Source organism: Kitasatospora sp. HPM-01-4 (genome assembly GCF_051374625.1).
GTDB lineage: Bacteria > Actinomycetota > Actinomycetes > Streptomycetales > Streptomycetaceae > Kitasatospora.
Map to the genome: position 1 here is coordinate 1274323 of NZ_JBPQGP010000005.1, position 26222 is coordinate 1300544.

Below are 26222 nucleotides of genomic sequence, written 5' to 3' on the forward strand. Positions count from 1 at the left end.
GGGTGCCTCGGTGACTTGGGGGACTTCCCGGAAACGAAGGACCGACCGTCGGGCCCGTGGGCCCGGCGGTCGGTCGCGGTCGACGGCGGTGGTCAGGACTTCACGGTGGCCTTGTCGTCCAGCTCGGCGAAGAACGCGTCGGCGACGGCCCGCGTGTTCGGCAGGTCGGCCAGCGACTCGCCGACGACCCGGCTGGCCAGCTCGGTGGCGACGGCGATGACGTCCTCGCGCAGCTCGGCCTCGGCGATGACCCGGTCGGCGGCCAGCTGCACCGTGGCCTCCGCCACCAGCTGGTCGCGCTGCTGCTGGCCCTCGGCACGGATCGCCGCGAGCATCGCGGCACCCTCCTCGGCCGCCTCCTGGCGGAGCCGGGACGCCTCGTGGCGGGCCGCCTTCAGCTCCGCCTGGTACTCCTCGTAGATGCGCTGTGCCTCGGCGCGGGCGGTCTCCGCGCGTTCCATGCCGCCGCCGATGGCGTCCTCGCGCTCCGCGAGCGTCCTCTCGATCCGCGGCAGCAAGGCCTTGCCGAGTATGCCGAAGATGAGGAAGAACACCACGAGGCCGAGGACGAGTTCAGCCGGATCCGGTTGCAAAGGTCCCATGAGCGCATGATAGACGCGGAGTTCTCAGCCCCTGCACCCAGGGTCTCCTGACCGGTCGTCACACCGGCGCCCGAGGCCCTGTACCCAAAAACCGGGTGCCGCAGGGACGATGAGCCGCCACACCGGCCCGGTGCCGCAACTCCTCGCTCCGGATGCCCGGTTCCAGACCTCCTTCCTGGAGCTGACACGGCGGAGCTGATACGGCGGAGCGCCCCGCCCCGGCGGGGAAGCCGGGGCAGGGCGCTCTCGGGTACCGGGCGGTCAGGCCGCCTTGGTCGCGGTCGTGACCGGCTTGGCCGCCGGGCCCGAGCCGGGGGTGGAGCTTCGGCGCAGGAACAGCACCAGCGTCGGGGCCAGGTAGACCGTCCAGACCGCCACCTGAAGCACCGTCGGGTCGGGCTGGAAGTTGAATACGCCCTTGAGCAGGGTGCCGTACCAGCTGTCCTTGGGGATGGTGCCGCTGATGTCGAAGAGCTGGTCGTGCAGACCGGGGAGCCAGCCCGCCTCCTGCAGGTCGTGCACACCGTAGGCGAGCACGCCGGCCGCGACCACGACCAGCATCGCACCGGTCCAGGTGAAGAACCTGGCCAGGTTGATCTTCAGTGCGCCCCGGTAGAACAGCCAGCCGAGCACCACCGAGGTGGCAAGCCCGAGCAGCGCGCCGACCAGCGGCCTGACCCCGTCACTGGTGGCCTGCACGGCGGTCCAGATGAACAGCGCCGTCTCCAGGCCCTCGCGCCCGACCGCGAGGAAGGCGGTCACCACCAGCGCGAAGGTGCCCATGGCGAGCGCGGCGTCCAGCTTGCCGTGCAGCTCTGCCTTGAGGTGCCGGGCGGTGCGCCGCATCCAGAACACCATCCAGGTGACCAGTCCGACCGCGACGATCGAGAGCGAGCCGCCGAGCGCTTCCTGCGCCTCGAAGGTCAGCTGGGTGGAGCCGTACTGGAGGACGGCGCCGAAGGCCAGGCTGAGCAGCACGGCGGCGGCGATGCCGGCCCAGACGGGGGCGAGCCGGTCGCGGCGGCCGGTCTTCACCAGGTAGGCGATCAGGATGCAGACCACGAGGCTGGCTTCGAGGCCCTCGCGCAGGCCGATCAGGTAGTTTCCGAACACGGGAGGCTCCTGGGGTCGGTGGTGGTGGGAGTCGTCAGCCGAACAGGGCCTGGCCCCACCACTCGCCGGGCTTGCGGATCCCGGGCGGGCAGGCGAAGTGGGCGGAGCCGACGTGCTGGATGTACTCGTTGAGCGCGTCGTGGGACGCCAGTCTCCGCTGGAGCGGTATGAAGGCCTTCCGGGTGTCGCGCTGGTAGGCGAGGAAGAACAGACCGGCGTCCAGGCGGCCGAGGCCGTCCGTGCCGTCGGTGAAGGAGAAGCCGCGGCGCAGGATCATCAGACCGTCGTTGCTGTCCGGGTGGGCGAGCCGGACGTGCGAGTCCGCCGGCATGGCGTCCAGGTCCGGGGTGTCCCGTTCGTGCTGCCTGCCGTAGGGCGCGCCTTCGGCCTTGGTCCGGCCGAAGGTGTCCTCCTGGTCCTTGAGCGAGGCGCGGTCCCAGGTCTCGATGTGCATCCGGATCCGGCGGGCGACCAGGTAGGAGCCTCCGGTCATCCACTCCGGCCCCTCACCGGGGGCGACCCAGACGTGCTCGTCCAGCGCGGCCCGGTCGGTACCCGCGATGTTGTGGGTGCCGTCCTTGAACCCCAGCATGTTGCGCGGGGTCTGCGCCTCGGGGGTGGTGGAGGAGGTCTTGCCGAAGCCCAGCTGGGACCAGCGGATGCTCGCGGTGCCCATGGCGATCCGGGCCAGGTTGCGGATGGCGTGCACGGCGACCTGCGGGTCGTCGGCGCAGGCCTGGACGCAGATGTCCCCGCCACTGCGGGCCGGATCCAGGTTGTCGCCGGGGAACCTGGGCAGCTCGACCAGGGCCTCGGGCCGCCTGGCCTTCAGCCCGAAGCGGTCCACGCCGTCCTTCTCGAACAGGGTGGGCCCGAAACCGATGGTGAGGGTGAGCCGGGAGGCGGGCAGGCCGAGCGCCTCGCCGGTGTCGTCCGGCGGGGCCTCGGGCAGTGCGCCCGCGGTGCCCGTGCCGACCTCGCGGCCCCCGGTCATCGCGGCGGCCGCCTTGGTCCACTCCTTGAGCATCCGCACCAGCGCGTCGCGGTTGGCGGTGGTGACGTCGAAGGCCGCGAAGTGCAGCCGGTCCTGGACGGGGGTGGCGATCCCGGCCTGGTGATCGCCGTGGAAGGGGATGTCCACGGTGGAGTCGACCAGTTGGACCGCCTTGCTCTCGCCGCGCATCGCCGCCGCCACCGAGCCGGTGACCGCGGCGCCCAGCGCCACCCCGGCACCCGCCCAGCCGATGACGGACCTCCGGCTGGGGGCGGTGCTGTTCTTCTCGGCCTGCTGGGGCTCGTCCACTGCGTTCGGGATCCTTCCGCTACCGGTGCCGGTGCTCTCGGGGAGGCTGGGGGTCACTTGACGACGACTGCGGCGGCCAGCTTGGACAGCGGCTCGGCCAGTGCGTTCACCGCGTCCGAGAAGACCTTCCGCTCCGGCTGGCCGACCTGGTCGTACGGGGTGTAACTGCCGTCCGCCTGCCGGTACTTGGCCAGCAGCGCCTCGATCGCCGCGAACTCCTCGTCCAGCGTCTTCGCCAGCTGCGCGTCCTTCTCGGCGGCGACCGGCTTCAGCAGCTCGTACGCCTTCTTCGCGCCTTCGACGTTGCCGGCGAAGTCGGAGAGGTCGGTGTGGCTGTAACGGTCCTCCTCGCCGGTGACCTTGTTCCTGGCGACCTCGTCGAGGAGTTCCTTGGCGCCGTTGGCCATGCCGGTCGGGGTGATCTCGGCGCTGCCGACCCGCTGCCGCCAGTCCTTCAGGTCGGCGACCAGCCGGTCGGCCAGCTGCTTCTCGTCGTCACCGATCCGGTCGTCCGCCCACAGGGACTTCTCCAGGCGGTGCCAGCCGGTCCACTCCTGGCCCTGCTCCACTCCGTCCTCGCGGGCGTCGGTCTTCGGGTCGATGTCACCGAAGCTCTCGGCGACCGGCTCGGTGCGCTCCCAGCCGACCCGGGACGGGGCGAACAGCGACTTGGCCCTGTCCAGCTCGCCTGCCTTGATCGCGGCGGCGAACTGCTCGACCACCGGAATGGTCTGGTCGGCCTGCTCCTGCACGTACGCGCGGTAGGCGGCGACGGCGGCGTCCAGACGCGGGTCGCTCTTGACCGGGGTGCCGTCACCGGTCACGGTGATCTTCTGCCGGATGCCGTCCCCGACCATGCCGGGCTTGCAGGCGACCTCGTAGGAACCGGCCTTGATCTCGGCATTGATGGTCACCTTGGTGCCGGGGCCGATGTTCTCGCGCTCGGTGACGATCCGGTCGCCGGGGGCGTAGACGTACACCTCGGTGGTCTTGGAGCCCTTGTTGTGGACCGCCAGCTGCACATGGCCGCTCGGGAACGAGGTCTTCGAGAGCTCACAGGCGTCGTCGGAGGCGTTCACCTGGATCGCGTCGGCCGAGTCCGCGCCGCCCTTCTTCTCCGTGCAGCCGGTCAGTACGGCGGTGGCCGCGACGAGGCTGAACAGCGCGGCTGCGGTGGAACGGCGGGCAGGCATGAGGGCTCCACGGTGGACGGGGACGGTTCGGGGCATGACGGAGAACCGGGCCCGTGGTTCTGTGGTCCAAATCCCGGCGAGCCCAGTTAGCTAAGGCATACCTTAGCTAAACCTTTTCTTTAACGTCCACACGCCCCGTCCCCCACCCGTCAACCGCGGATTACCGGGACTTCTGAGTATTCGTCACTTATCGCCCCTGAATTGCGGTCCCGCCTCGACGGCCCGGCACCACGACCGGAATCCCGGGCGGACCGCGCTGCCCTGCCCCACATCGGGAGCACCGCCCCCGCCAGACCCCCGCTGATCACCAGCAGCGCGGCACCACCGCGCCCGACCTCACGGCGGCCTCCCCGTCCGGGCCGACGAGCCGCCTCAAGGGCAGCCGGTCGACGCCGGTCGGTCCATGAGTCGGACCGGCGGGGAGGCCACCACATATCCTCACCGTCAGTTCACGACGATGGTGGCTTTCCAGGGGATCACGACCCGTGGGCAGACGTGGCCCGGGTCGGGAACACAGCGCCGGTAGGCGGTGATGTCGCTCGTGCCCCGGCTGATCGCCTGGAATTCGGCGGAGGCGTCCCCGTCCGGCGAGGTACCGCCACCGTGTGGCCGGAGGACCTTGGGCGCACCGGCCTTCGGCACGCTCCACACCCAGGTCTCCCCCTGGTCGCGGATGTGGGTCAGCCTGACCGTGACCACGTCGTGGCGGGCCACGGTCACCGTGCGGCCGTCGTCGGCGTTGGTGAGCACGACGGCGCGGGAGAGCCTGTGGGACGGGCGGGCGGCGGCGGACGCGGTGGTGGCGGCCGAGGCCGCCGTCGCGGTCAGCGCCAGCCCCAGGGACAGCGGAACGGCCAGGTACTTGGTGGCATTCACCGGTTACCTCCAGTGTCGGACGGACTCGTTGGTGAACGTCCTACACCGCCACAATGGCCCAGCGCCGTCTCTCCTCTCCCAGTTCACCTCATTTCGCGAATCATTGGGATGTCCCGCCCGCGGCGCCGTCCCGCCCCGGGTTCCGGTCGGCCGGCGGCGGCTACTCGCCGCCCTCCCGGATGAGCATCGCCAGCTCCCGCGCGGCCTCCGCGCTCTTGCCGGTGCCGGACTCGGCGACGGTGGTGAACCACCGCTTGGCCTCCGCCAGGTCACCGTTGCCGACGTGGAACGAGGCCAGATTGAACGCCGACTCCATGTGCCCGCCCTCGGCCGCCTGCCGCAGCCAGGCGAGCGCCTCCTCCGGCTCCCCGAACTGCAGGCAGTAGCCGGCCAGCCAGGCCGCGGACTCCACGTCGCCGCCCTCGGCGGACCTCTCCCACCACTCCGCCGCCCCGTGCGGGTCGCCACTGCCGTTCAGCAGCGCGGCGAGATAGCGCATGGCCTTGGGGTCGCCGGCCTCTCCGGCCGCCTGGAACTGCCGCCGCATGTCCTCGAACAACGGCCCGGAGGACGGGACCTGGACCCGCATGTTGCCGGCCAGGACCACCTCGATCATCCCCGGCGACGGCTGCTGCTGCTCGGGGGCCTGCCGCTTCTTCCTGCGCCCGAAAATCCCCACCCGCCGCACCGTCCCCTCCGACGAACCGATCCATTCGACAACGTACTTGTGCCACGGCCACGGCGGAAGTGGTGTTCGACCGTCCGGTCCGGGGATCCGGGCGGACGCGTTTCGGCCGGATCGCGATTCCACCGGTCAGCGCGCCGGCGCGACAGGGCATGCATCTGACAGTGTGTCAGCGATCACACGGATCTCCGCCACCCCTGACCAGCGGCCCGAGCGCGATCTGCCGGTGGCACCGGCCGGCCTGGCCGACGGCGCCACACCCGTGACGCCGGGGCCGACGGCTCGCGAGCCGGTGGACCACCCCTTCGCGGGGAGCTTTCGCCATGACCGCCGACACTCGTTTGGGCAGTGTTTGAACAGCACTTGAGCAGTGCTTGGGAGGCGGTCGAACGCCAGTCGGACCCGATCTTGAGCGTTCGGTTCGGGTGTGGGAAGGTGTCCCGCCGGTCGCTTCCGACGCGGCTGGGTCCGGGCTCACGGCCAGGTCCTCTGGCCCTCTTCCGCGGTGCGGGTGAACAGTGCGAATCAAGGGTGCGGTGCGGCGGTCCGACCGGGCTGCGCGTACGGGGGAAGTGCGGTGGTTCTGATCACCGGCCGGCAGCAGCGCCGGGCCGTCGGAGGGGAGGCGCACCGGGCCAGGGCGCCGGTGAGCACCTCGGAGGCACGGGCCCACCTCAGGGACCGCCTCCGGAGGAGGGCCGGTTACTATCCCGCAGCAGGGGCTTCCATCGGCATCGCGCTGATCGGCCTGGACGTCAACGGCCCTGGCGTCAAAGGCCCGAGTGCCGACGGTCCGATCCGCGAGGGCGGCCCGGAGCCGGACGACGGGCCGAGTCGGGACGACGGGCCGAGTCGGGACGGCGGGGCAGCCGCCCGGCTGAGGGGCCACGGGCAACCGGACACGGACCTCCGGCGGCCTCTTCGAACGAAGTACGCGCCGGGCAGACGGCCCGGTCGGCACAGGAGTTGGATACAAGAACGCGATGAATCTGACCGGTACTCCCTTCTACATCCTCACGATCGTCCTCTTCCTGGCCTCCATCGGACTGGCCATGGTGCAGTGGGGAAGGGGAGGAGGCGGTAGCCGCAACAGCCGACGGGGTCGGCGGGGCGGCTCCCGGGGCCGGGCTGCGGAGGGCAGGACCGGGCCGCTGCGGTTCACCGGCTACCTGGCGACGATCCTGCTCTGCCAGGCCACCGCCGTGCTGATGGTGTTCGTGATGGTCAACAACGCGAACCTGATCTACGACAGCTGGGGAGACCTGCTGGGCACCAGCAACCACGTCCGGGCGGTTCCGGTCCCGCCGAAGGACAACGGTCTCTCGGCCGACTCCGCCGCGGGCAAGGACCGGAAGAAGGTGATCCAGTCCTTCACCGGGGTGGACGACAGCGCGGTCCCCAAGGACGTCAAGGAGACCGACCTCAAGGGCCAGCTCTCCGGGGTGGACGGCGAGGTGCTGGTGTGGACACCGCCGCAGTACGACGACCCCGCGTTCAAGGACAAGACCTTCCCCGTGGTCGAGCTGCTGGCCGGGTTCCCCGGCTCCTCCAGCACCTGGTTCGGCACCATGGACGTCTCCAAGCAGCTCTCGCCGCTGATGAAGTCCGGTCAGGTGACGCCGTTCATCCTGGTCTCGCCCCGGGTCACGCTGCTCGGCAAGAACACCGACACGGGCTGCGCGGACGTGCCCGGCAAGGTCAACGCCGAGACCTGGCTGTCGCGTGACGTACCGCAGATGGTGCTGGACAACTTCCGGGTGGACCCCTCGTCCGACCGCTGGGCGGTGGCCGGTTACTCGGCGGGCGCGCACTGCGCCACCCGGCTCGCGTTGGCGCACCCCAACCGCTACCGGGCCGCGATCAGCATGTCCGGCTACAACGACCCGATCGGAGAGGCCGATTCGCTGACCGCGAAGGACCCGCACCTGCGGGAGACGTCCAACCCGCTGTACCTGCTGACCCACGCTCCCACCCCGCCGAACGTCGCGCTCTACGAGACCGGCAACAGGGGCGACGGCCTGGAGGACGCGGTGGCGCTGCAGAAGGCGGCGAAGGCCCCGACCACGGTGACCACGTTCGAGACCCACGGGCCGCACCTGAGCGCGACCTGGAAACCGCTGGTCGACCCCGTCTTCAAGTGGCTCAGCGGGATCATCCCGGCCCAGCACTGATCCCCGGCAGGCTCCTCAGGTCTCCCCCAGGTCCCCGTCCGGTTCCTCGCCGAGCTCGCCCTCGGCCAGCTGGGCGAGCGCCTGGTCGAGCCAGTCGAGCCAGAACGTCTCCAGGCCGATGCCCGCCTGCAGCACCAGGTGCTGCAGGCGGGCTCTCTCGTCCGTCACCGGGGCGAAGTCGCGCTGCTCGATCTCCCGGTACTCGGCGAGCTGACGCCGGTGCAGCTCACGGTGGCGGCACAGCTCGTCACCGAGGCCGCTGCCGACTCCCGCCGTACCGACCACCGCGGCCGCCCGCAGCCGCAGCACCAGCGCGTCCCGGACCGGCTTGGGGTCCTGGCTCTCGCCGATCCAGGCGATCAGCGCGGCCCGCCCCTCGGGCAGGACCTCGTACTCCTTGCGCCCGCCGCGGGCCGGCTGCTGCTGGGGGAGTTCGCGGATCAGTCCGGCCTCCTCCAGCCTGCTCAGCTCCCGGTAGATCTGCTGGTGGGTGGCGGGCCAGAAGAAGCCGATCGACTTGTCGAACCGGCGCGTCAGCTCCAGCCCCGAGGACGGCTTCTCCAGCAGGGCGGTGAGGATGGCGTGCGGCAGCGACATGGTCGGTGGAGCCTCCGGCGGGTACCAACGGGTATCAGAAGGCATCCTACGGACGCGCGGGCCGGAGCACGGACCGCACCAGCCGGAGCGTGACCGCCCGGACCGGAGCACCGGCCCGCACGTCGGCACGCGACCGCGCCGCCCCGGGCACCGACCCGCCGTCGGCGCCCGACCGCGCCGACCGGAACACCGTCCCACCGGTTCGGCAGGCGACCGTGCCGGTCAGAGCGCGGCCGCGAGCCGGGTGCCCTGGTCGATGGCCCGCTTGGCGTCCAGTTCGGCGGCCACGTCCGCGCCACCGATCAGATGCGGGCGCACACCGTGGGTGAGCAGCGCGTCGTACAGCTCGCGCCGCGGTTCCTGTCCGGTGCAGACCACCACCGTGTCGACGGGGATGGTCTCCTCGCGACCGTCCACGGTGATGTGCAGTCCGGCGTCGTCGATCCTCCGGTACCCGACGCCGGAGAGCATGGTGACGCCGCGGTGACGGAGTTCGGTGCGGTGGATCCAGCCCGTGGTCTTGCCGAGTCCGGCGCCGACCTTGCCGGTGCTGCGCTGGAGCAGGTGGACGCCGCGCGGCGCGGCGGTCCGCTCCGGTCGTCCGAGGCCGCCGGGGGCCCGGTACTCGGTGTCGATGCCCCACTGCCGGTGGAAGGCCGCGCGGTCGAGTGCGGCACCGTCGCCGGGATCGGTGAGGAAGGCCGCGACGTCGAACCCGATGCCGCCGGCGCCGATGATCGCCACGCGTTCGCCGACCTCCGCCTTGTCCCGCAGCACGTCCAGGTAGCCCAGCACGCTGGGGTGGTCGATGCCGGGGATCTCCGGGGTGCGCGGAGTGACCCCGGTGGCGAGCACGATCTCGTCGTAGCCCTCGGCGGCGAGCGCTTCGGCGGTGGCCGCCGCGCCGAGCCGCAGTTCGACCTGCTCGGCCGCCAGCCGGTGGCGGAAGTAGCGCAGCGTCTCGTCGAACTCCTCCTTGCCGGGCACCTCGCGGGCGACGTTGAGCTGCCCGCCGATCTCGTCCGCCGCCTCGTACAGGGTGACGGCGTGGCCGCGCTCGGCGGCGGAGACCGCGAACGCGAGACCGGCGGGTCCCGCGCCGACCACCGCGATCCGCTTGCGGAGCCGGGTCGGGCCGAGCACCAGCTCGGTCTCGTGGCAGGCGCGGGGGTTGACCAGGCAGGAGGTGATCCTGCCGCTGAAGGTGTGGTCCAGGCAGGCCTGGTTGCAGCCGATGCAGGTGTTGATGGTCTCGGCCCGGCCGCGTCCGGCCTTGGCGACGAAGTCCGGATCGGCCAGCAGCGGACGGGCCAGCGCGACCATGTCGGCGTGGCCCTCGGCGAGCAACCGCTCGGCTGTCTCGGGGGTGTTGATGCGATTGCTGGTGACCAGCGGGATCCGGACGGCGCCCATCACCTTCTTGGTGACCCAGGCGAACGAGCCGCGCGGGACGGAGGTGGCGATGGTGGGGATGCGCGCCTCGTGCCAGCCGATGCCGGTGTTGATGATGGTCGCGCCGGCCGCCTCGACCGCCCTGGCCAGGGTGATCACCTCGTCGAGGGTGGATCCGCCGGGCACCAGGTCGAGCATGGAGAGCCGGTAGATGACGATGAAGTCGGGCCCGAGCCGCTCGCGGACACGGCGGACGATCTCGACCGGGAAGCGCATCCGGTTCTCGTACGAGCCGCCCCAGCGGTCCTCGCGCCGGTTGGTGGCGGCGGCGATGAACTCGTTGATCAGATAGCCCTCGGAGCCCATGATCTCCACGCCGTCGTACCCGGCCCGGCGGGCGAGTTCGGCGGCGCGGACGAAGTCCTCGACGGTCCGCTCGACCTCCTCGTCGGTGAGCGCTCGCGGGGTGAACGGGCTGATCGGCGCCTGCAGTGCGCTGGGCGCGACCAGATCGGGGTGGTGTGCGTAGCGGCCGAAGTGCAGGATCTGCATGGCGATCCTGCCGCCTTCGCGGTGCACGGCGGCGGTGACCACGGCGTGCTGCGCCACCTCCTGCTCACAGGTCAGCTTGGCGCCGCCGCTCCAGGGCCGGCCCTCCTCGTTCGGAGCGATCCCGCCGGTGACGATCAGCCCGACCCCGCCGCGGACCCGGGCGGCGTAGAACTCGCCCATCCGCTCGAAACCGCCGGGCGCCTCCTCCAGGCCGACGTGCATCGAACCCATCAGCACCCGGTTGGGCAGCGTGGTGAACCCGAGGTCGAGCGGGCTCATCAGGTGGGGGTACGCGGTCATCCAGCGCCTCCTCGCGTGAAGTCGTCGCCTCACGGTAGGGCGGGCGAGTCCGATTATGCAACTAGTTGCACATGCCCATTGGTTACCGTTGATCGCAGGCGCTGCCGTCGGTCGCACCTCACGCCGGTCGCGCATCGCCCCGTCCGCCTTCCGCCCCCGGCGCACACTTCTCCTTACGCGCCACCTGCGCTCCCCCGCGCTCCCCGCCGATCGGCGGGAGACTTTCCCTTCCACGGTTGGTCCGTACTGGGCGGTACATGCCGAAGACTGGAGCCATGTCCACCGACACTCTCATCAACCACCGCGCCGGGTCGACGAGTTCGGCCACCACGGGACGCCTGGTCGGCCTCGACCTGGCACGCGGCCTGGCCGTGCTCGGTATGTTCGCCGCCCACGTCGGGCCGGTGCAGGGCGAGAACGGGCCGATCGGCCTGGCCGCACAGTTCGCCCACGGGCGCGCCTCGGCACTCTTCGCACTGCTGGCAGGTGTCGCGCTGACCCTGATCTCCGGGCGCAGCCCGCGAGTCGGACGCGAGGGCCGGCAGGCCGCGGCGAGGATCGCGGTGCGGGCCCTGATCCTGCTGGCCGTCGGCAGTGTGCTGACGGCGATGAAGGCCCCGGTCGACGTGATCCTCGCCTACTACGGCCTCTACTTCCTGCTGGCCCTGCCGCTGCGGCGGCTGGCAGCCGGACCGCTGGCCGTCGCCGCGCTGATCTGGGCCCTGGTCGGCCCGCAGCTCTCCTTCGTGCTCCGGTCCGGACTCGACGCCCGCGACTGGACCGGGCAGCTCACCGCGCTCGACCCGATCGCCCACTTCACCGGTGGCGAGGGGCTGCTGGCGCTGCTGCTCACCGGCAGCTACCCGGCGCTGACCTGGATGCCGTTCGTCCTCGCGGGGATGGCCCTCGGGCGGCTCGGCCTGACCGACGCCCGGGTGCACTCCCGGCTGGCCGCCACGGGAGCCGTACTGATCTGCCTCGGGTACGGCGGCTCCTGGCTGGCCTGCCGGTTCGTGTCCGCGCCCGTGGGCACGGACTGGCTGAACGGCCCCGAGGACGGCACCGTGGACATCGCCGACCCCGCCGGGCTGTTCACCGCCGCCCCGCACAGCGGCACCACCTTCGAGATCTTCGGCGCCCTCGGCGTCGCACTGATCATCGTCGTCGGCTGCACCGCGCTGCTGGCGTGGCGCCCCTCGGCCGGTACCCGTCTGCCGGTCGCGCCGGTGGCCGCCGTGGGCGCGCTCTCACTCTCCGCGTACGTCGGGCACATCGTGCTGATGGAGGCGCTCGGCGGGGACGACCTCCCGGGCTCACCGGCGCTGCTGCTGGCGGCCTTCAGCGCACTGGCCATGGCACTCGCCTGGCTCTGGACCCGCCGCTTCCGCCGCGGCCCGCTGGAGGCGGTCCTCCACCGGGCCACCCTCCTGGCCCGCTTCGTCCGCTGAGCGACCGGTCAGGGCTCGGGGAACCGCACCTCCCGAACACCGCGCCCCGGGGCACCGCCCCGGGGCGCGGTGTTCGGGCCCGCGGCGCCTTAGAGGGTGTTCGATAGGGGATTCCCCCCAACTGTCCGGCTTTGGTTCTTGCGGCGCGGACTCGGTTCCAGGATCTCGTGGCGGCCGGGTCCGTGTCCGCGATATTGATCAACTGTGACGGAACGACGCCGGTATCCCTCGGACCTGAAGGACGATCAGTGGGAGCTCATCGAGCCCATGCTGCTGGAGTGGCGACGCACCCGCGCCGAAGGACGTGAGCCCACGACCGGGCTGCGCGAGGTGGTCAACGCGATCCTCTACGTCGCGCGGACCGGCATCGCATGGCGCTACCTTCCGCACGACTTCCCACCCCACACCACCGTCTACGGCTACTTCAAGGAATGGGAACGAGACGGCACCACCGAGCGGATCCACGACACACTCCGTGACCAGCTCCGGGCGAAGAAGGGCCGCCGCATCCTGCCCAGCGCCGCGATCATCGACGCCCAGTCCGTGAAAGCCTCACCGAACGCCCCGGCCGACAGCCAGGGCTACGACGGCGGCAAGCGGGTCAAGGGCCGCAAGCGCCACATAGCCACCGACACCCTCGGCCTGCTCCTGGTTTTGATCGTCACCGCCGCCGGCGTCCAGGACTCCGCCGGCGGCAAGCAGGTCCTGGACACCCTCGCCGCCCAGTGGCCCACCGTGACCAAAGCGTGGGTGGACGCCGGCTACAACAACGCCGTCGTCAAGCACGGCGCCGCACTCGACATCGACGTCGAGGTCGTGGCCCGGGACAAGGAGCAGAAAGGCTTCGTCGTCCAGCCGATCCGCTGGCGCGTGGAGCAGACCTTCGGGATCATGTCCCGGTACCGGCGGCTCCACCGTGACTACGAGGAACTGCCGGACCGGTCACGCTCGATGATCCAGTGGGCCATGGTGAACTCCATGACCGACCGCCTGACCGCCAGCCCGGACAGAACCGGGCAATACCTCCGTCCGAAACCGCCTGCGGCAGCCTAAATCGGTATCGAACACCCTCTTAGACCGACCGGCAATAGGGCCCGCGGCGTCGCGTGCCGATAGCTCTCTCCCTCCTTGCCCGCCATCGGGCAGGAGGGGCCCTCGAACGCACATCCCTCGTCGCGCGCAGCGCCGCTGCGCTCTCCTCACGATGCACGCCCAGACTCGGCTCTCGCCCCGCTCCTTGATCCACGCTCCCTATTGCCGGTCGGTCTTACTCGGGCCGGGGTCCGGCCACGCTCTCGGCGACCTTGACGAACTCCGGGAGCCAGTTCTCGAAGCCGCCCGCCCGCTCGGCGGCGTCGATCGCGGCCCGGGTGTCCTCGCCCACCAGCGCGTGCAGCGGCGTACCGGGGTTCTCGACGGCGTCGACGATGGCCTCCGCGACCACGCCCGGCTCGCCGCCGCCTTCGCCGATCCGGTCCAGGAACCGGGCCATCCAGGCCTCGTCCGCCGCGTACGGGTCGTCGGCGGGCGCCGGCCTCACGGCCGAGTTGGCGTGGACCTCGGTGGCGAAGCTGCCCGGCTCGATGGAGACCACCCGGATCCCGAACCGCGCCACCTCGCCGGCGAGGGCTTCGCTGATGGATCCGAGCCCGGTCTTGCTGGCCGCGTAGAACCCGCCGTAGGGCACCGCCCAGATCCGGCCCGCCAGTGAGCTGACGTTGACGACGACCCCGGCGCCACGGGCCCGCATGGCGGGGAGAGCCGCGCGGATGGTGCGCAGCGGCCCCCAGAAGTTGGTCTCCATGACCGCCCTGGCCTGCTCGATGGGTGTGGCCTCGACCGCCCCGGCGTAGCCGATGCCGGCGTTGTTCACCAGGACGTCGATCGCCCCGTGCCGCTCCTCGACGGTGCGCACCGCCGCCGCGACCGAGGCGTCGTCGGTGACGTCCAGGGCCAGTACCTCGATGTCGAGCCCCTCCGCCCGGGCCCGCTCGCGGAGCCGGTCCGCCTTGGCGAGGTTGCGCATCGAGGCGTAGGCGCGGTCCCCGCGCCTGGCGAACGCGAGCGCCGTCTCCAGACCGATGCCGCTGCTGCAACCGGTGACGAGTACCGCTGCCACACGGACCTCCCTGTCCCTGGATCCTGTGAGTGGGACCCGGCCGCGCCGGGCCGCTCGCAGGGTACGTCACGGTGCGGGCCGGTTCCATCCCCCTGACTCCCCCTACCGGAGGGCCGGCCTGGCCGGTCAGCGGCCGAAGGTGTCGATGCCGGAGATCTTCCAGGTGCCGTTCTGGTGGACCGCGTCCACCGCGAACATCGCGGGCGAGTAGGCGGTGTCGGCGCCGTTGCCGGAACCGGACTTGGCCGGGTCGGCGGTGCCGGTGTTGCGCTGGTCCGCATAGATCAGCAGGCGGGCCCGGTCGCCGTCGATCATCGACACGCCCGCGTTGGTGACGGTCGTGGTCAGCACGAGCTTCTGCTGCGGTCCCTGTCTGCGGACCTCGGCGAGCATGCTCGCGTACTGCTGCACGGCCTGGCCGGTCAGCAGCCGCTTGGCCGCGTCGTCGGTGCGCGCCGTGTCGGCGTAGTCGTACGAGAACAGGGTGTCGACCGCCTGCGACACGGTGCCCTTGACCTCGCTGGTCCCGGCCGCGTCGGCCAGCGCCGTGTTCCCGGCCGCCGAGCCGTCGCGCAGACCGGCCGCACGGGCGGCCGACCAGGCGGCGAAGGAGCCCAGCACCAGGGTGAGGCCGGCGAACACCACCGGCCAGCGCAACCGGATGCCGCGCGCCGCCGCCCTGCCCCGCACCCCGGACTCGGCCTCCGCCCCGGACTCGGCCTCCGCCCCGGGCAGGACCTCGGGCTCCGCCTCGGCCGGCGGCCGGCCGGCCGCCACCGGCTCGGCGACGGCACGGCGCCCGGGCGGCGCGGGACTGCGGGCGGGGCGTGCGGACACCGTCGCGGCGGCGGCGAGACGACGCTGACGGTTGATCAGATGGCGGGTGGTGGACATCTGCGCTGGGTTCCTCTCACATACGGCGGCGGGCGGCGCACACCGGAGCCGCCGGTCGGGCACTACTGGTCAGCAGAGCTGCCGCCCATCGGCGCCTGGCCGAGGGCGCTGAGCTTCCAGCCGTCGCCGGTGCGGGTGAGCTCGGCGAGCATCCTGGCCTCCTTGGTGGCCGGGGTGTTCTTCGGTGCCGCGACGGTGATCCGCAGCGCCACCATCACACTCGCCCTCCCCGCCCGGTCGTCCAGCTCGGTCACCGCACCGGAGAGCACCTTGGCGGTGGTCACCGTCTGCGCCTGCTGCACCTGCTTGGTGAACTCGGCCCGCCCTTGCACCAGTTGGCTGTGCAGATCACCGGTGGTCGAGCTCTCCCAGATGTCCAGACCGTGGGCGAGGTCGGCGTGGTCGAGGGTGTTCATGTTCTGGACCGCCTGCTCGCCCACCGCGAGCACCCGGTCCCGGTCGAGCGCGTAGGCGGCACTCTCGTCGTGCGCCGCCGCGTACCAGGACCACCCGGACCAGGCGGCCAGGACCGCCGCCAGCGCGGCCAGCGCGGCGGCCACCAGCGAGAGCGGACTCCTCGGCGCTCCCGGCCTGCGTACTGCCATCATTCGTCTCCCCTGCCGGAGTCAACGGGACTTGAGATCGGTGATCCGCCAGTGGCCGTCCCTGAGCCGGGCCGTCACCGCCAGTTCGGCGGCCACCACGGTGGCCTGCCGCTCCTTCCGCTGTGCGGTCTGGTCCAGGAACACCAGCAACTGCGCCTGGTCGCCGGAGAGTTGCTCCACTCCGACCCGTACCACCCGGGTGCTGAGGATCAGCTGCTGCTCGGGTGCGCGCTGCCGCACCTGTGCGAACAGCTGCTGGTACTGGGTGGCGGCCGCGCCGTCCAGCAGTGTCCGGGCCGCCTGTGCCGTGGCGTCCACGTCCCCGGTGGTGTAGGAGAAGACCTTGGCGAGCGCGCTGCTCACCGCGCTGGCCACGGCGTCGGTGGCGGCCGGGTCGGTGACCGCCCGGTTGGCGGCCGCCGGGGTGTGCCGGACCCTGAACCCCTCGTAGAGGAAGCCCGTTCCGCCCAGCAGCAGGGCGCCGACCACCACCCAGACCAGCCGGTGGTGCCTGCGTTTCGGCGGTTCCTCGCCGTCCGCCAGGGGCTCGGGGAGCAGTACTTCGGTGGTCATCTGCCGCGTCCTCCCTGGGTCAGCTCGCGCCGATGGGCACGGCGGTGAGCGAGGTGACCTTCCAGCCGTCACGGGTGCGGGCGAGGCCCGCCTCGAAGCGCTTGCGCTGGGTACCGGTGGTACCGGTCGCCGTGCCACCCGCCGGAGGAGTCAGCTCGACCTGCACCGTGGCGATCAGGCGCGCCGTCCCGGCGCGGGTGTCGAGTTCGGTGAGAGCGGCGTCCGTGACGGTGCCCCGGGCCGAGGTGCCGGCCTTGGCCACGGCGGCGGAGTCGGTGCCGCTGCCGCTGCGCAGCTGGTCGTGCAGCGCTCCGGTGGTGGCGTCCAGCCACTGCCGCAGTCCGGCGGCCGAGTCCCCGGCGTCGATGCTGTTCAGCCGGGCCAGCTCGGTGCGGCCGTCGGCCAGTGCGGCGTCCCTGGCCTCGGCCGCCAGGAGCCGGGGGTCCTGTGTGCTCTGCGCGTACCACCAGCCGGCGGCGGCGCAGAACAGTACGGCGGCGATCACGGCCGCCCACCGGATGCGCCGGCTCATCGGGCGCCGTCCTTCGGTCCGGGCACTCCGGCCTCCAGTCCGAGCAGTCCGGCGAGTCCGTTCGGCGCCCCGCCCGGCAGCCCGGGCAGGGCCAGGGCGCCGGGCAGGGCCGCGGACGGCCCGGCCGTACCGGGCTTCGCCGGTGTCGGCACGCCGCCGCGCGGGGCGTTCGCGGAGCCCCGGACGTCGATCCCGCTGTCGGGTGGACTGGCGCAGCGGGCCGCGGTGTTGAAGGCCGGAGCGGTGCCGGTGTCGAGGCCGTTGCGGTAGGTGGTGCCCTCGTACCCGGCGGTGCAGGGCAGCGGGGCGAAGAAGGTCAGCGCCATGCCGACATGGGCGCCCTGGTCGTCGACGGCGGTCGCCCCGGCGGCGGCCACCTGCGGCAGCCGGACCAGGAGTTCCTCGATGCCGTGCTGCCGGGTGACGGCGAGGTCGGAGGTGGTGAGCAGGTTGGCGAGCACCACGCTGAGGCTCGGGTCGAGGTCCTTGACCAGGGCGGTGACCTGTCCGGCGGCGAGCGGCGCCTCGGCGATGATGCGGCGCAGGTCGGTGTCGGACCTGCCGAGCTGGGCGGCGAGCTGGCTGGCCCCGTCGGCGAAGGAGCGGATCGCGTCGGCCTCGTCGGCCTGGGTGGTAAGCACGGTCCGGCCGTCGTTGATCAGGGTGGTGTTGCCGGGCAGCGCCCGGTCGGCGGCAGCCAGGAAGCTGCTGCTGTTGTCGAGCAGTGCCTGGAGGTTGGTCCCCTGCCCGGCGAAGGTCCGGCCGAGTTCGTCGACCACCGTGCGCAGCGCCTGCTGCGGGACCGAGGTGGTGAGGGCGTCCACGCTGGTCAGCAGGTTGGTGACGGGAGCGGGGGTGCTGGTGTCCCGCCGTGCCACGACCGAGCCCTCCTTCAGGTAGGGCCCGCCGTCGGTGCTCGGCCGCAGGTCGAGGTACTGCTCGCCGACGGCGGAGAGGTCGGCCACCACCGCCTGGAGCCGGTCGGGGATGCGCGGCGCGGAGTCGGAGATGCGCAGTTCGGCCTCGACGCCGTCGGCGGTGAGCCGGATCGGCCCGACCCGGCCGACCGAGACACCCCGGTAGGTGACGTTGGCGTGCTCGAACAGGCCGCCGGTCTGGGCCAGTTCGACCTTGACGGAGTAGTAGCCGCGCAGGCCGACATAGCCCCCGAGGTCGGCGTAGCGGACGGCGATGAAGCCCAGTACCAGTAGCGCGACGAGCAGGAAGGCCAGGTTCTTCAGCCGGGTGGCGAGGGTGAGCATCACTGGCCCTTTCCGACGGGTGTGCTGCCCGGGGCGAGCGGGGGCAGCGGCATGGGCAGCAGGGCCGCCTTGCCGGCCGCGGGCGGGTCGGCGTTGTCGTCGGGGTCGAGGGCGGGGATGATCTGCGTCCCGGGCGGGGCGGTCATCGAGAGGTAGACGTTGAGGTAGTCGCCCTTGACGCCGCGCAGCACCTCGTCGGTGAACGGGTAGGTGGCCAGTACCTGCAGTGAGTCGGGCAGCGCCTTTCCGGCGTCGGCGAGCCGTTGCAGGGTCGGCGCGAGCGCCTTGAGGTCGGCCACCATGTCGTCCTTGCCGCGGTTGACGGTGTCGACGGCGACACCGGAGAGGGTGTCCAGCGAGCGGAGCATGGTGACCAGCGAACCGCGCTGCTGCTCCAGCACCTTGAGGCCGGGGCTCAGGCCGGTGAGCACGGTGCCGATCTGCTGGTCGCGGCCGGCCAGGGTGGCGGAGAGCCGGTCGATGCCGTCGAGGGCGTCGGTGATGTCCTTGCGGTGGGCGTCCAGGGTGCGGGTGAGGGTGTCGAGTTGGCCGAGCATCGAGCGCAGCTGGGGTTCGTTGCCGGTCAGCGCCTTGTTCAACTCAACGTTGATGGTGTGGAGTTGCTGGACTCCGCCGCCGTTGAGGAGCATCGACAGCGCCCCGAAGACCTCCTCCACCTCGGCGTTGCGGTTGGTCCGCTCCAGCGGGATCACCGCTCCGTTCGCCAACCGCCCCTGGGCGGCCTGGCCGCTCGGTGGGGCGGAGAGCTGGATGTACTTCTCCCCCAGCAGGCTGGACTGCTCCAGCTGGGCGTAGGCGTCGGCGGGCAGCCGGACCGAGCCGTTGATCCGCATGGTGACCACGGCGCTCCAGTCGTCGGGGGAGAGTGCGATGCCGGTGACCCGGCCGACCGCGACGTCGTTGACCTTGACCGAGGCCTGCGGCACCAGACTGAGGACGTCGGCGAAGTGCGCCTTGACCTCGTACGGGTGGCTGCCGAGGCCTGCTCCGCCCGGCAGCGGCAGGTCCTGGATGCCGGCGCTGAAGCCGGTGGAGCAGCCGGTGAGGGCCGCGCCCAGGACGAGCGCGGCGGCGGTGGCGACTGCCGGTCTCATCGGCCCGCCTCCTGCGTAGTGGTCCCGGTGGCCGGGAACGGCAGCGGCGGCCCCATGCTGAGCTCGTTGAGGTCGGCCCGGCCGTCGAGGGTGCCGTGTGCCGCGTCGAAGGCGTTCATCACGTTGTCGGCGGCCAGCGGTGCGGTGTCCAGGAGTTCGGCGAGGGAGGCGCGTTGGTCGACCAGGGTCTGGGTGATCGGTGCGAGCCTGTCCACGCTCTCCTTCAGCCGGCCGCGGTTGTCCTGGATGAAGGTCTTCACCTGGCCCAGTGCGGTGGCGAGTTGTTGCAGCGCGGCACCGAGGTTCTGCTTGTCGTCGGCCAGGAAGCCGGTGACGGTGGCGAGTTGCTCGGTGGCGGAGCGGACCTTGTCGTCGTTGTTCTTCAGCATGGTGGTGAAGGACTGGAGTTCGCTGAGCATGGCGAACAGGTCGTCGCGGTGGTCGGACAGGGTCCGGGTGGCCTCGCCGAGCCGGCTGATGGCCTGCCCTATCGCCTGTCCGTTCCCGTCGAGGTTCTGTGCGCCGACGTCGAGCAGCCGCGACAGCGCGCCGTCGGCGTTGGCGCCGGTGGGGCCGAGGGCGTCGGAGAGGCTGGTGATGCTCTGGTAGAGCTGGTCGATCTCGACCGGGCTGCCGGTGCGGTCGACCGGGATCTCGGCGTGGTCGGCGATCTGCGGTCCGCTGGTCCAGGGGGGGCTGAGCTGGATGTAGCGGTCGGCGACCACGCTGGGCGCGACCACCAGTGCGTGGGCGTCGGCGGGCACGGGTACGCCCCCGTCCAGCGTCATGCTGACCCTGACCTTCGTGCCCTGCGGCTGGACGGCGTCCACCGTGCCGACCTTCACTCCGAGGATCCGCAGGTCCGATCCGGCGTAGACGCCGACGGTGTGGTCGAAGTACGCGGTGAGGTGCTTGCCGTCGCCGCCGGGCAGGGCGAGGGTCACCGCACCGACGACGAGCACGGCCGCGAAGGCGGAGACGGCGAGGCGTTGCCGTACGGTGATCACTGACTGCCCCCTTGCGGCTTGGGCGGCATGCAGCCGGTGGCGGGCTGGGATCCGGCGGGCAGGTAGTTCCTGGGGACGACGCCGCAGAGGTAGCTGTCGAACCAGTGGCCGTTGCCGACCGTGTTGCCGACCAGCCGGTAGTACGGGCCGACCAGGGCGAGCGCCTGGTCGAGGCTGGTCCGGTTGGCGAGCAGCACGGTGGTGACCCGGTCCAGCGCGTCCAGGGTGGGTGCCAGCTGCCGCTCGTTGTCGGCGACCAGTCCGCTCAGCTGGGTGCTCAGCGACTGGGTGCCGAGCAGGAGTTGGTGGATGGCGTCGCGGCGGCGCTGGAGTTCGCCGAGCAGCTGGTCCCCGTCGGCGAGGAGTTTCTCGAAGCGGCCGTTCTGGTCGGCCAGTGTGGTGGTCAGTTTCCGGCTGCCGGAGAGCAGTTCGGCGAGCCGGCTGTCCCGGCTCGCGATGGTTTCGGAGAGCGCGGAGAGTCCGTCGGCGGCGCTGCGCACCGAGGCCGGGGTGTCCTTGAAGGTGTCGGCGATGGCCTGGAAGCTCTGTGCGAGCTGCTTGGTGTCCAGGGCGCCGAGGGTCTGGCCCAGGCCGTCGAAGGCCTTGTTGACGTCGTAGGGCGAGGTGGTGCGGCTGACCGGGATCGGGGTGGCGGGGTTCTGCCTGCCGCTGCCGAGCGGGTCCACGGCCAGGTACTTGTCGCCCAGCAGGGTCTTGATGCCGATCGCGGCGGTGCTGGCGTCGCCGATCCAGGCGTCCTCCACCCGGAAGCTGACCTTGACCTTGGCGCCGTCCAGGGCGACGCCGGTGACCTTGCCGACCTTGACTCCGGCGATCCGTACCTCGTTGCCCGGGCGCAGCCCGGCGGCCTCGGTGAAGTCGGCGCTGTAGCCGGTGCCGCCGCCGATCAGCGGCAGGTCGTCGGCGTAGGTGACGCCGGCGCCGAGGAGGGCGATCAGCAGCAGGCCGGCCGCTCCGACGGTGACGGGGTTGCGGTGGCGCAGCGGGGTGAACAGCGGGCTCCTCATCCTCGGCACCTCGCCTCGGTGATGGCGATGCCGGTGGGCGGGGTACTGCCGTCCGAGGTGGTCACCCCGGAGACCTCGGCCTCGCAGAGGTAGAGGTTGAGCCAGGAGCCGTAGGAGGCGATCCGGCCGACGGTGCGCAGCTTCTCGGGGGTGTTCTTGAGGAAGGCCTCCAGCTGCGGTGTGCCGTCGGCGAGGTTGCCGGAGAGGGCGCCGAGCTGGGCGATGGAGTCCTTGAGCGGTGCGCGGCCGTCCTGGAGGAGGTCCGCGGTGCTGGTGGTGAGCTGGGCGATGGCGCTGATGGACTGGCCGATCGGCCGGCGGTCGGCGCTGAAGCCGGTGACCAGTTGCTGCAGGGTGGTCACCAGGTCGGTCAGCCCCGACTCGTGCGAGTTGACGGTCCGCAGCACGGAGTTGAGGTTGTCGATGACCTGTCCGATCACCTGGTCCTTGTCTGCCAGGGTGCCGGTCAGCTCGCCGACGCTGTGCAGCAGGCTCTGCACGGTGCCGCCCTCGCCCTGGAGCACCTGGATGATCTCTCCGGCCAGCTGGTTGACCTCGTTCGGCGACAGGCCCTGGAACAGCGGCTGGAAGCCGTTGAACAGCTGGGTGAGGTCGAGTGCCGGGGTGGTCCGCGCCAGCGGGATGGTGGCACCTGGCTTCAGCGTCCGGCCGAGCGGTCCGGCGCCCTGTTCGAGGTCGATGTAGCGCTGGCCGACCAGGTTGAGGTACTTGACCGAGGCGGTGACCGAAGCGGGCAGCGGCCGGTCGCGGCGGACCGAGAAGTGCACCTGGGCGATGCGGCGGTCGACCACTCTGACGCTGTCCACCTGGCCGACCTTGACTCCGGCGATGCGGATGCTGTCGCCGGCGAGGAGTCCGGTGGTGTCGGTGAACCTGGCGTCGTAGCCGACGGTGTCGCCGATCGCGGTGTTGGCGATGCCGAGGGCGAGCACGGTGGTGGAGAGGGCGGTGACCAGGACGAAGGCCAGTGATTTGGCGAGCGGTCCGGCCAGGCTGCGGCGCTTCACCTTAGGGTCACCTCCGCCCCGCGCAGGACCGGTCCGAGCAGCAGGCTGCTCCAGTCGGGCAGGTCCTGCGCCCGTGTGTTCATCCCGGGGGCCAGGAGTTCGTTCACCAGCTGGTTCTCCTGCGGGGAGTTGGGCAGTCCGAGGCTGTGGTCGGCCGCCTGGGTGGGGGCGACGGTGCGCCCGGTGTACGGGAGGGCGTAGCAGTGCGGTCCGCCGCCGGCCTGGTACGTGGGGGTGTCCTGGCCGGCCTGGTAGGCGCCGCGCGCGGCGACGGTGCTGACGTCGATGTGCAGTCCCGGCTGGTCGGTGCCCTTGCCGAGGGCCTTGTCCATGACGGGGACGAAGTCGGCGAGGGTCTGCAGGGTGCACGGGAAGGACGGCGCGTACTTCGCCAGCAGCTGCAGGGTGCCCTTGCTGTCGGCGGAGAGGTGGATCAGGTTGTCCTTGTTGCGCTGCAGGAAGGAGGTCAGCTCCTGGGCGGCGCCGGTGGCCTGGCCGTACAGGGTGTCGAGCTGGGCCTGCTGCTCGGCGATGGTGCCGCTGGTGCGGGTGAGGTCGGTGAGCGCCTGGACGATGTCGGGTGCGGCGTCGCCGTAGACCCGGCTGACCTTGACCAGCTGCTGGACGTCGTCGGTGAGCGCGGGCAGTTCGGGGTTGAGCTTCTTCAGGTAGGAGTCCAACTGGACGAGTGTGCTTCCCAGTTCGGCTCCCCGCCCGTCGAGTGCGGTGGAGATGGCGTTCAGCGTGGCGGCGAGTTTCTGCGGCTGGACGGCGGTGAGCACCGGCAGCAGGTGGTCGAGGACCTGCTGGAGCTCGACGGCGCTGGAGGAGCGGTCCTGCCCGATCGTGGTGCCCGCCGCCAGGGTGCCGCCGGCGCCGCCGTTCGGGACCAGGGCGACGAAGCGTTCACCGAACAGGGTGGTGGGCAGCAGCTGGGCGCTGACGCCGGCGGGGATCTGCTTCATCCTGGCGGGGTCGATGGCCAGGGTGAGCCGTGCTCCGTCGCCGTCCGTGCTGATCTTCCGGACCTGCCCGACCACCACGCCGCGCAGTTTCACGTCGGCGCCCAGGTGCATCTCGTTGCCGGTGCTGCCGGCCTCCACCACGACGGTGTCGCTGTCGGTGAAGTCCTTGTCGTAGACGGCGACGGCCAGCCAGGCCAGCAGTACGGGCGCCAGCAGGAACGCCACCCCCGCCGTCCTGCGGCGCACCACGCCCTTGCGCTCGGCGCTCATCCGGCCACCCGCACGGTGGTGGTGGCGCCCCAGATGGCCAGGCTGAGCAGGAAGTCCGTGATGCTGATGATCACGATCGCGTTCCGCACCGACCGTCCGACCGCGATGCCCACCCCGGCGGGCCCGCCCTTGGCGTGGTAGCCGTAGTAGCAGTGCGCCAGGATCACGATCACGCTGAAGATCAGCACCTTGAGGGTGGACAGCAGCACGTCGGACGGGGAGAGGAAGAGGTTGAAGTAGTGGTCGTAGGTGCCCTTCGACTGGCCGTTGACGAAGACGGTGACGAACCGCGAGGCGACGTACGAGCTGAGCAGTCCGACCCCGTACAGCGGGACGATGGCGACCACGCCGGCGATGATCCTGGTGCTGACCAGGTACGGCAGGCTGCGGATGCCCATGCCCTCCAGGGCGTCCACCTCCTCGTTGATCCGCATCGCGCCGAGCTGGGCGGTGAAGCCGGCGCCGACGGTGGCGGAGAGCGCGAGTCCGGCGACCAGCGGGGCGATCTCGCGGGTGTTGAAGTACGCGGAGATGAATCCGGTGAAGGCGGTGGTGCCGAGCTGGTTCATCGCCGCGTAGCCCTGGAGGCCGACCACGGTGCCGGTGGCGGCGGTCATCCCGATCATCACGCCCACGGTGCCGCCGATCACCCCGAGACCGCCGCTGCCGAACGCCACCTCGGCGAGCAGGCGCTGCACCTCCCGCAGGTAGCGGCGCAGGGTGCGCGGGATCCACAGCAGCGCGGCGAGGTGGAAGAGCAGGTGGTCACCGGTCTCGTCCAGCCAGGCCAGTGGCCGGCGCGCCGCAGCCGGCGCCTTCGCACGGTCGAGCAGGCTCATCAGGCCCCCTTCTGCGGGACGAGCTGCAGGTAGACGGCGGTGATGACGGTGTTCACCAGGAAGAGCAGCAGGAAGGTGATCACGACCGACTGGTTGACCGCGTCCCCGACGCCCTTCGGCCCGCCCCTGGGGTTGAGGCCGCGGTAGGCGGCGACCACGCCCGCGATGAACCCGAAGACCAGCGCCTTGAACTCGCTGACGTACAGGTCGGGCAGCTGGGCGAGGGCGGAGAAGCTGGACAGGTAGGCGCCCGGGGTGCCGTGCTGCAGGATGACGTTGAAGAAGTAGCCGCCGAGCGTGCCGACCACCGAGACCAGGCCGTTCAGCAGGACGGCGACCAGCATGGTCGCCAGCACCCTCGGTACGACCAGCCGCTGCACCGGGGAGACGCCCATCACCTCCATCGCGTCCAGCTCCTCGCGGATCTTCCGGGAGCCGAGGTCGGCGCAGATCGCCGAGCCGCCCGCGCCCGCGATCAGCAGCGCCACGATCAGCGGACTGGCCTGCTGGATCACCGCCAGTACGCTGGCGCCGCCGGTGAACGACTGGGCGCCCAACTGCTGGGCCAGCGAACCGACCTGCAGGGCGATCACGGCACCGAACGGGATCGAGACCAGCGCGGCGGGAAGGATGGTGACACTCGCGACGAACCAGAACTGCTCGATCAGCTCGCGCACCTGGAACGGGCGGCGGAAGGTGTCCCGGACGGTGGTGGCGCAGAGCGCGAACAGCCGGCCGCTCTCGCGCAGCGCCCCCGTCAGCGGGATGCCCGGGGTGCTCATACCGGCTCCCCCTGCGCCTGGACCGCGCGGCGGGCGGCCGGAGTGAGCTGGTCCCACATCGCCAGCACCCGCTCACGCCGCTGCCGCACGGCACGGCGCTCGGGAAGCCCGGGCGACGGCTGCAACTGGGCTGCCAGCGGCCGGACTTCGACCCGGTGCTCGCCACTGAGCTGCTCCAGTTCCAGGGTCGCCTGGTCCTTCTCCTCCGACATGCCGATCGGCCCGGCCCGGCGTCCGCTGAGGAACTGCCGCACCACCGGCTCCTCACTGGTCAGCAGCACCTCCCTGGGCCCGAAGGTGACCAGGTTGCGCCGGAACAGCATGCCCAGGTTGTCGGGCACGGTCGCGGCGATGTCCAGGTTGTGGGTGACGATCAGCATGGTGGCGTCGGTCTGCGCGTTCAGGTCGATCAGCAGCTGCGACAGATAGGAGGTGCGGACCGGGTCGAGACCCGAGTCCGGCTCGTCGCACAGGATGATCTGCGGGTCGAGCACCAACGCCCGGGCCAGACCGGCGCGTTTGCGCATACCGCCGGAGATCTCCCCGGGCAGTTTGCCCTCCGCGCCGACGAGACCGACCATCTCCATCCGCTCCATCACGATCCGGCGGATCTCGGACTCCTTCTTGCGGGTGTGCTCCCGCAGCGGGAAGGCGACGTTGTCGAAGAGGCTCATCGACCCGAACAGCGCACCGTCCTGGAACATCAGCCCGAACAGCTTGCGTGCCTCGTAGATGTCCCGTTCCGGGCTGCGCACCATGTCCACGCCGTTCACCAGCACCCGGCCCCGCTCGGGTTTGAGCAGGCCGATCACCGATTTCAGGAACACGGTCTTGCCGGTGCCCGAGGGGCCGAGCATCACACTGACCTCACCGGGCGGCAGGGTGAGCGTCACGTCCTGCCAGACGGTCTGTCCGCCGAAGGACTTCGTCAGGCCCTCGACGACGACTTCGATTCCCATGGCACCTCCCTG

Annotated in this window: 25 protein-coding genes; 3 read left to right on the forward strand and 22 right to left on the reverse strand. The window is 71.3% G+C overall.

Translation table 11 applies throughout. The features are described 5' to 3' along the window. Window positions 1–92: 92 nt before the first annotated feature. The 6 genes from atpF to ACSMTC_RS05380 all read right to left on the reverse strand — a co-directional run bounded on the left by atpF (window position 93) and on the right by ACSMTC_RS05380 (window position 5766). Window positions 93–602: a F0F1 ATP synthase subunit B gene (gene atpF, locus ACSMTC_RS05355; protein ID WP_436558481.1), complete on the reverse strand. Its 510-nt coding sequence runs from the start codon at window positions 600–602 to the stop codon at window positions 93–95. Window positions 603–863: 261 nt separating this feature from the next. Next, entirely contained in the window at window positions 864–1715 is an 852-nt protein-coding gene (gene efeU / locus ACSMTC_RS05360) for an iron uptake transporter permease EfeU (RefSeq protein ID WP_436558482.1), read from the reverse strand. A gap of 34 nt (window positions 1716–1749) precedes the next feature. Next, the gene (gene efeB / locus ACSMTC_RS05365) at window positions 1750–3018 is read right to left on the reverse strand and encodes an iron uptake transporter deferrochelatase/peroxidase subunit (protein ID WP_436558483.1); all 1269 of its coding nucleotides are present in this window, start codon (window positions 3016–3018) and stop codon (window positions 1750–1752) included. 53 nt (window positions 3019–3071) lie between these two features. Beyond that, window positions 3072–4211, reverse strand: coding sequence for an iron uptake system protein EfeO (gene efeO / locus ACSMTC_RS05370; protein WP_436558484.1), 1140 nt, complete (start codon window positions 4209–4211; stop codon window positions 3072–3074). A 444-nt stretch (window positions 4212–4655) separates the two neighbouring features. Next, window positions 4656–5087, reverse strand: a complete 432-nt coding sequence (locus tag ACSMTC_RS05375) for a hypothetical protein (RefSeq protein ID WP_436558485.1) — start codon at window positions 5085–5087, stop codon at window positions 4656–4658. Between the two features lie 160 nt (window positions 5088–5247). Next, a complete protein-coding gene (locus ACSMTC_RS05380; protein WP_436558486.1) occupies window positions 5248–5766 on the reverse strand; it encodes a tetratricopeptide repeat protein in 519 nt (172 codons plus the stop codon). Between the two features lie 989 nt (window positions 5767–6755). Between ACSMTC_RS05380 and ACSMTC_RS05385 the strand changes: the two genes are divergently transcribed. Next, on the forward strand, window positions 6756–7943 hold the full coding sequence (locus tag ACSMTC_RS05385) for an alpha/beta hydrolase (protein WP_436558487.1): 1188 nt from the start codon (window positions 6756–6758) through the stop codon (window positions 7941–7943). 15 nt (window positions 7944–7958) lie between these two features. On the opposite strand, the gene ACSMTC_RS05390 is transcribed toward ACSMTC_RS05385, so the two are convergent. Next, on the reverse strand, window positions 7959–8540 hold the full coding sequence (locus ACSMTC_RS05390; protein WP_436558488.1) for a PadR family transcriptional regulator: 582 nt from the start codon (window positions 8538–8540) through the stop codon (window positions 7959–7961). 222 nt (window positions 8541–8762) lie between these two features. After that, entirely contained in the window at window positions 8763–10784 is a 2022-nt protein-coding gene (locus ACSMTC_RS05395; protein WP_436558489.1) for an oxidoreductase, read from the reverse strand. Window positions 10785–11059: 275 nt separating this feature from the next. On the opposite strand from ACSMTC_RS05395, the gene ACSMTC_RS05400 reads away from it, so the two are divergent. Continuing rightward, window positions 11060–12232, forward strand: coding sequence for a DUF418 domain-containing protein (locus tag ACSMTC_RS05400; RefSeq protein WP_436558490.1), 1173 nt, complete (start codon window positions 11060–11062; stop codon window positions 12230–12232). A 204-nt stretch (window positions 12233–12436) separates the two neighbouring features. Continuing rightward, complete coding sequence (locus tag ACSMTC_RS05405) at window positions 12437–13285, forward strand: IS5 family transposase (protein WP_436557617.1); 849 nt, start codon at window positions 12437–12439, stop codon at window positions 13283–13285. 214 nt (window positions 13286–13499) lie between these two features. On the opposite strand, the gene ACSMTC_RS05410 is transcribed toward ACSMTC_RS05405, so the two are convergent. The 14 genes from ACSMTC_RS05410 to ACSMTC_RS05475 form a co-directional block, all read right to left on the reverse strand. Beyond that, a complete protein-coding gene (locus tag ACSMTC_RS05410) occupies window positions 13500–14351 on the reverse strand; it encodes an SDR family oxidoreductase (RefSeq protein WP_436558491.1) in 852 nt (283 codons plus the stop codon). A gap of 126 nt (window positions 14352–14477) precedes the next feature. After that, window positions 14478–15245 carry a hypothetical protein gene (locus tag ACSMTC_RS05415; RefSeq protein ID WP_436558492.1) on the reverse strand — a complete coding sequence of 256 codons (768 nt, stop codon included), beginning with the start codon at window positions 15243–15245 and terminating at the stop codon, window positions 14478–14480. Window positions 15246–15307: 62 nt separating this feature from the next. Further along, on the reverse strand, window positions 15308–15850 hold the full coding sequence (locus ACSMTC_RS05420) for a nuclear transport factor 2 family protein (protein WP_436558493.1): 543 nt from the start codon (window positions 15848–15850) through the stop codon (window positions 15308–15310). A 21-nt stretch (window positions 15851–15871) separates the two neighbouring features. Then, window positions 15872–16423: a hypothetical protein gene (locus ACSMTC_RS05425; RefSeq protein WP_436558494.1), complete on the reverse strand. Its 552-nt coding sequence runs from the start codon at window positions 16421–16423 to the stop codon at window positions 15872–15874. Window positions 16424–16442: 19 nt separating this feature from the next. Continuing rightward, on the reverse strand, window positions 16443–16955 hold the full coding sequence (locus ACSMTC_RS05430) for a hypothetical protein (protein ID WP_436558495.1): 513 nt from the start codon (window positions 16953–16955) through the stop codon (window positions 16443–16445). After that, window positions 16952–18217 carry an MCE family protein gene (locus tag ACSMTC_RS05435; RefSeq protein ID WP_436558496.1) on the reverse strand — a complete coding sequence of 422 codons (1266 nt, stop codon included), beginning with the start codon at window positions 18215–18217 and terminating at the stop codon, window positions 16952–16954. The genes ACSMTC_RS05430 and ACSMTC_RS05435 overlap by 4 nt, the downstream gene beginning before the upstream one ends. Continuing rightward, window positions 18217–19332, reverse strand: a complete 1116-nt coding sequence (locus ACSMTC_RS05440; RefSeq protein ID WP_436558497.1) for an MCE family protein — start codon at window positions 19330–19332, stop codon at window positions 18217–18219. The genes ACSMTC_RS05435 and ACSMTC_RS05440 overlap by 1 nt, the downstream gene beginning before the upstream one ends. Further along, window positions 19329–20339: an MCE family protein gene (locus ACSMTC_RS05445; RefSeq protein WP_436558498.1), complete on the reverse strand. Its 1011-nt coding sequence runs from the start codon at window positions 20337–20339 to the stop codon at window positions 19329–19331. Before ACSMTC_RS05445 ends, ACSMTC_RS05440 begins: the two co-directional genes overlap by 4 nt. Next, window positions 20336–21367, reverse strand: a complete 1032-nt coding sequence (locus tag ACSMTC_RS05450) for an MCE family protein (RefSeq protein WP_436558499.1) — start codon at window positions 21365–21367, stop codon at window positions 20336–20338. The genes ACSMTC_RS05445 and ACSMTC_RS05450 overlap by 4 nt, the downstream gene beginning before the upstream one ends. Further along, window positions 21364–22395 (reverse strand): MCE family protein, encoded by a 1032-nt coding sequence (locus tag ACSMTC_RS05455; RefSeq protein WP_436558500.1) that lies wholly within the window; start codon window positions 22393–22395, stop codon window positions 21364–21366. Before ACSMTC_RS05455 ends, ACSMTC_RS05450 begins: the two co-directional genes overlap by 4 nt. After that, window positions 22392–23630 carry an MCE family protein gene (locus ACSMTC_RS05460; protein ID WP_436558501.1) on the reverse strand — a complete coding sequence of 413 codons (1239 nt, stop codon included), beginning with the start codon at window positions 23628–23630 and terminating at the stop codon, window positions 22392–22394. The genes ACSMTC_RS05455 and ACSMTC_RS05460 overlap by 4 nt, the downstream gene beginning before the upstream one ends. Continuing rightward, window positions 23627–24469: an MlaE family ABC transporter permease gene (locus ACSMTC_RS05465; protein ID WP_436558502.1), complete on the reverse strand. Its 843-nt coding sequence runs from the start codon at window positions 24467–24469 to the stop codon at window positions 23627–23629. The genes ACSMTC_RS05460 and ACSMTC_RS05465 overlap by 4 nt, the downstream gene beginning before the upstream one ends. Further along, window positions 24469–25251, reverse strand: coding sequence for an MlaE family ABC transporter permease (locus tag ACSMTC_RS05470; protein ID WP_436558503.1), 783 nt, complete (start codon window positions 25249–25251; stop codon window positions 24469–24471). Before ACSMTC_RS05470 ends, ACSMTC_RS05465 begins: the two co-directional genes overlap by 1 nt. After that, on the reverse strand, window positions 25248–26210 hold the full coding sequence (locus ACSMTC_RS05475; RefSeq protein WP_436558504.1) for an ABC transporter ATP-binding protein: 963 nt from the start codon (window positions 26208–26210) through the stop codon (window positions 25248–25250). The genes ACSMTC_RS05470 and ACSMTC_RS05475 overlap by 4 nt, the downstream gene beginning before the upstream one ends. Between the last annotated feature and the right edge of the window lie 12 nt (window positions 26211–26222).

Bases quoted from the DNA above. Each gene is read 5' to 3' on its own strand.
- ACSMTC_RS05400 (WP_436558490.1), top strand. From the start codon at position 11,060: ATGTCCACCGACACTCTCATCAACCACCGCGCCGGGTCGACGAGTTCG.
- ACSMTC_RS05425 (WP_436558494.1), bottom strand. From the start codon at position 16,423: ATGACCACCGAAGTACTGCTCCCCGAGCCCCTGGCGGACGGCGAGGAA.
- ACSMTC_RS05465 (WP_436558502.1), bottom strand. From the start codon at position 24,469: ATGAGCCTGCTCGACCGTGCGAAGGCGCCGGCTGCGGCGCGCCGGCCA.
- ACSMTC_RS05475 (WP_436558504.1), bottom strand. From the start codon at position 26,210: ATGGGAATCGAAGTCGTCGTCGAGGGCCTGACGAAGTCCTTCGGCGGA.
- ACSMTC_RS05470 (WP_436558503.1), bottom strand. From the start codon at position 25,251: ATGAGCACCCCGGGCATCCCGCTGACGGGGGCGCTGCGCGAGAGCGGC.
- ACSMTC_RS05460 (WP_436558501.1), bottom strand. From the start codon at position 23,630: ATGAGCGCCGAGCGCAAGGGCGTGGTGCGCCGCAGGACGGCGGGGGTG.
- ACSMTC_RS05390 (WP_436558488.1), bottom strand. From the start codon at position 8,540: ATGTCGCTGCCGCACGCCATCCTCACCGCCCTGCTGGAGAAGCCGTCC.
- ACSMTC_RS05450 (WP_436558499.1), bottom strand. From the start codon at position 21,367: ATGAGGAGCCCGCTGTTCACCCCGCTGCGCCACCGCAACCCCGTCACC.
- ACSMTC_RS05440 (WP_436558497.1), bottom strand. From the start codon at position 19,332: ATGAGACCGGCAGTCGCCACCGCCGCCGCGCTCGTCCTGGGCGCGGCC.
- atpF (WP_436558481.1), bottom strand. From the start codon at position 602: ATGGGACCTTTGCAACCGGATCCGGCTGAACTCGTCCTCGGCCTCGTG.
- ACSMTC_RS05420 (WP_436558493.1), bottom strand. From the start codon at position 15,850: ATGGCAGTACGCAGGCCGGGAGCGCCGAGGAGTCCGCTCTCGCTGGTG.
- ACSMTC_RS05385 (WP_436558487.1), top strand. From the start codon at position 6,756: ATGAATCTGACCGGTACTCCCTTCTACATCCTCACGATCGTCCTCTTC.
- ACSMTC_RS05435 (WP_436558496.1), bottom strand. From the start codon at position 18,217: ATGCTCACCCTCGCCACCCGGCTGAAGAACCTGGCCTTCCTGCTCGTC.
- ACSMTC_RS05415 (WP_436558492.1), bottom strand. From the start codon at position 15,245: ATGTCCACCACCCGCCATCTGATCAACCGTCAGCGTCGTCTCGCCGCC.
- ACSMTC_RS05395 (WP_436558489.1), bottom strand. From the start codon at position 10,784: ATGACCGCGTACCCCCACCTGATGAGCCCGCTCGACCTCGGGTTCACC.
- efeO (WP_436558484.1), bottom strand. From the start codon at position 4,211: ATGCCTGCCCGCCGTTCCACCGCAGCCGCGCTGTTCAGCCTCGTCGCG.
- ACSMTC_RS05430 (WP_436558495.1), bottom strand. From the start codon at position 16,955: ATGAGCCGGCGCATCCGGTGGGCGGCCGTGATCGCCGCCGTACTGTTC.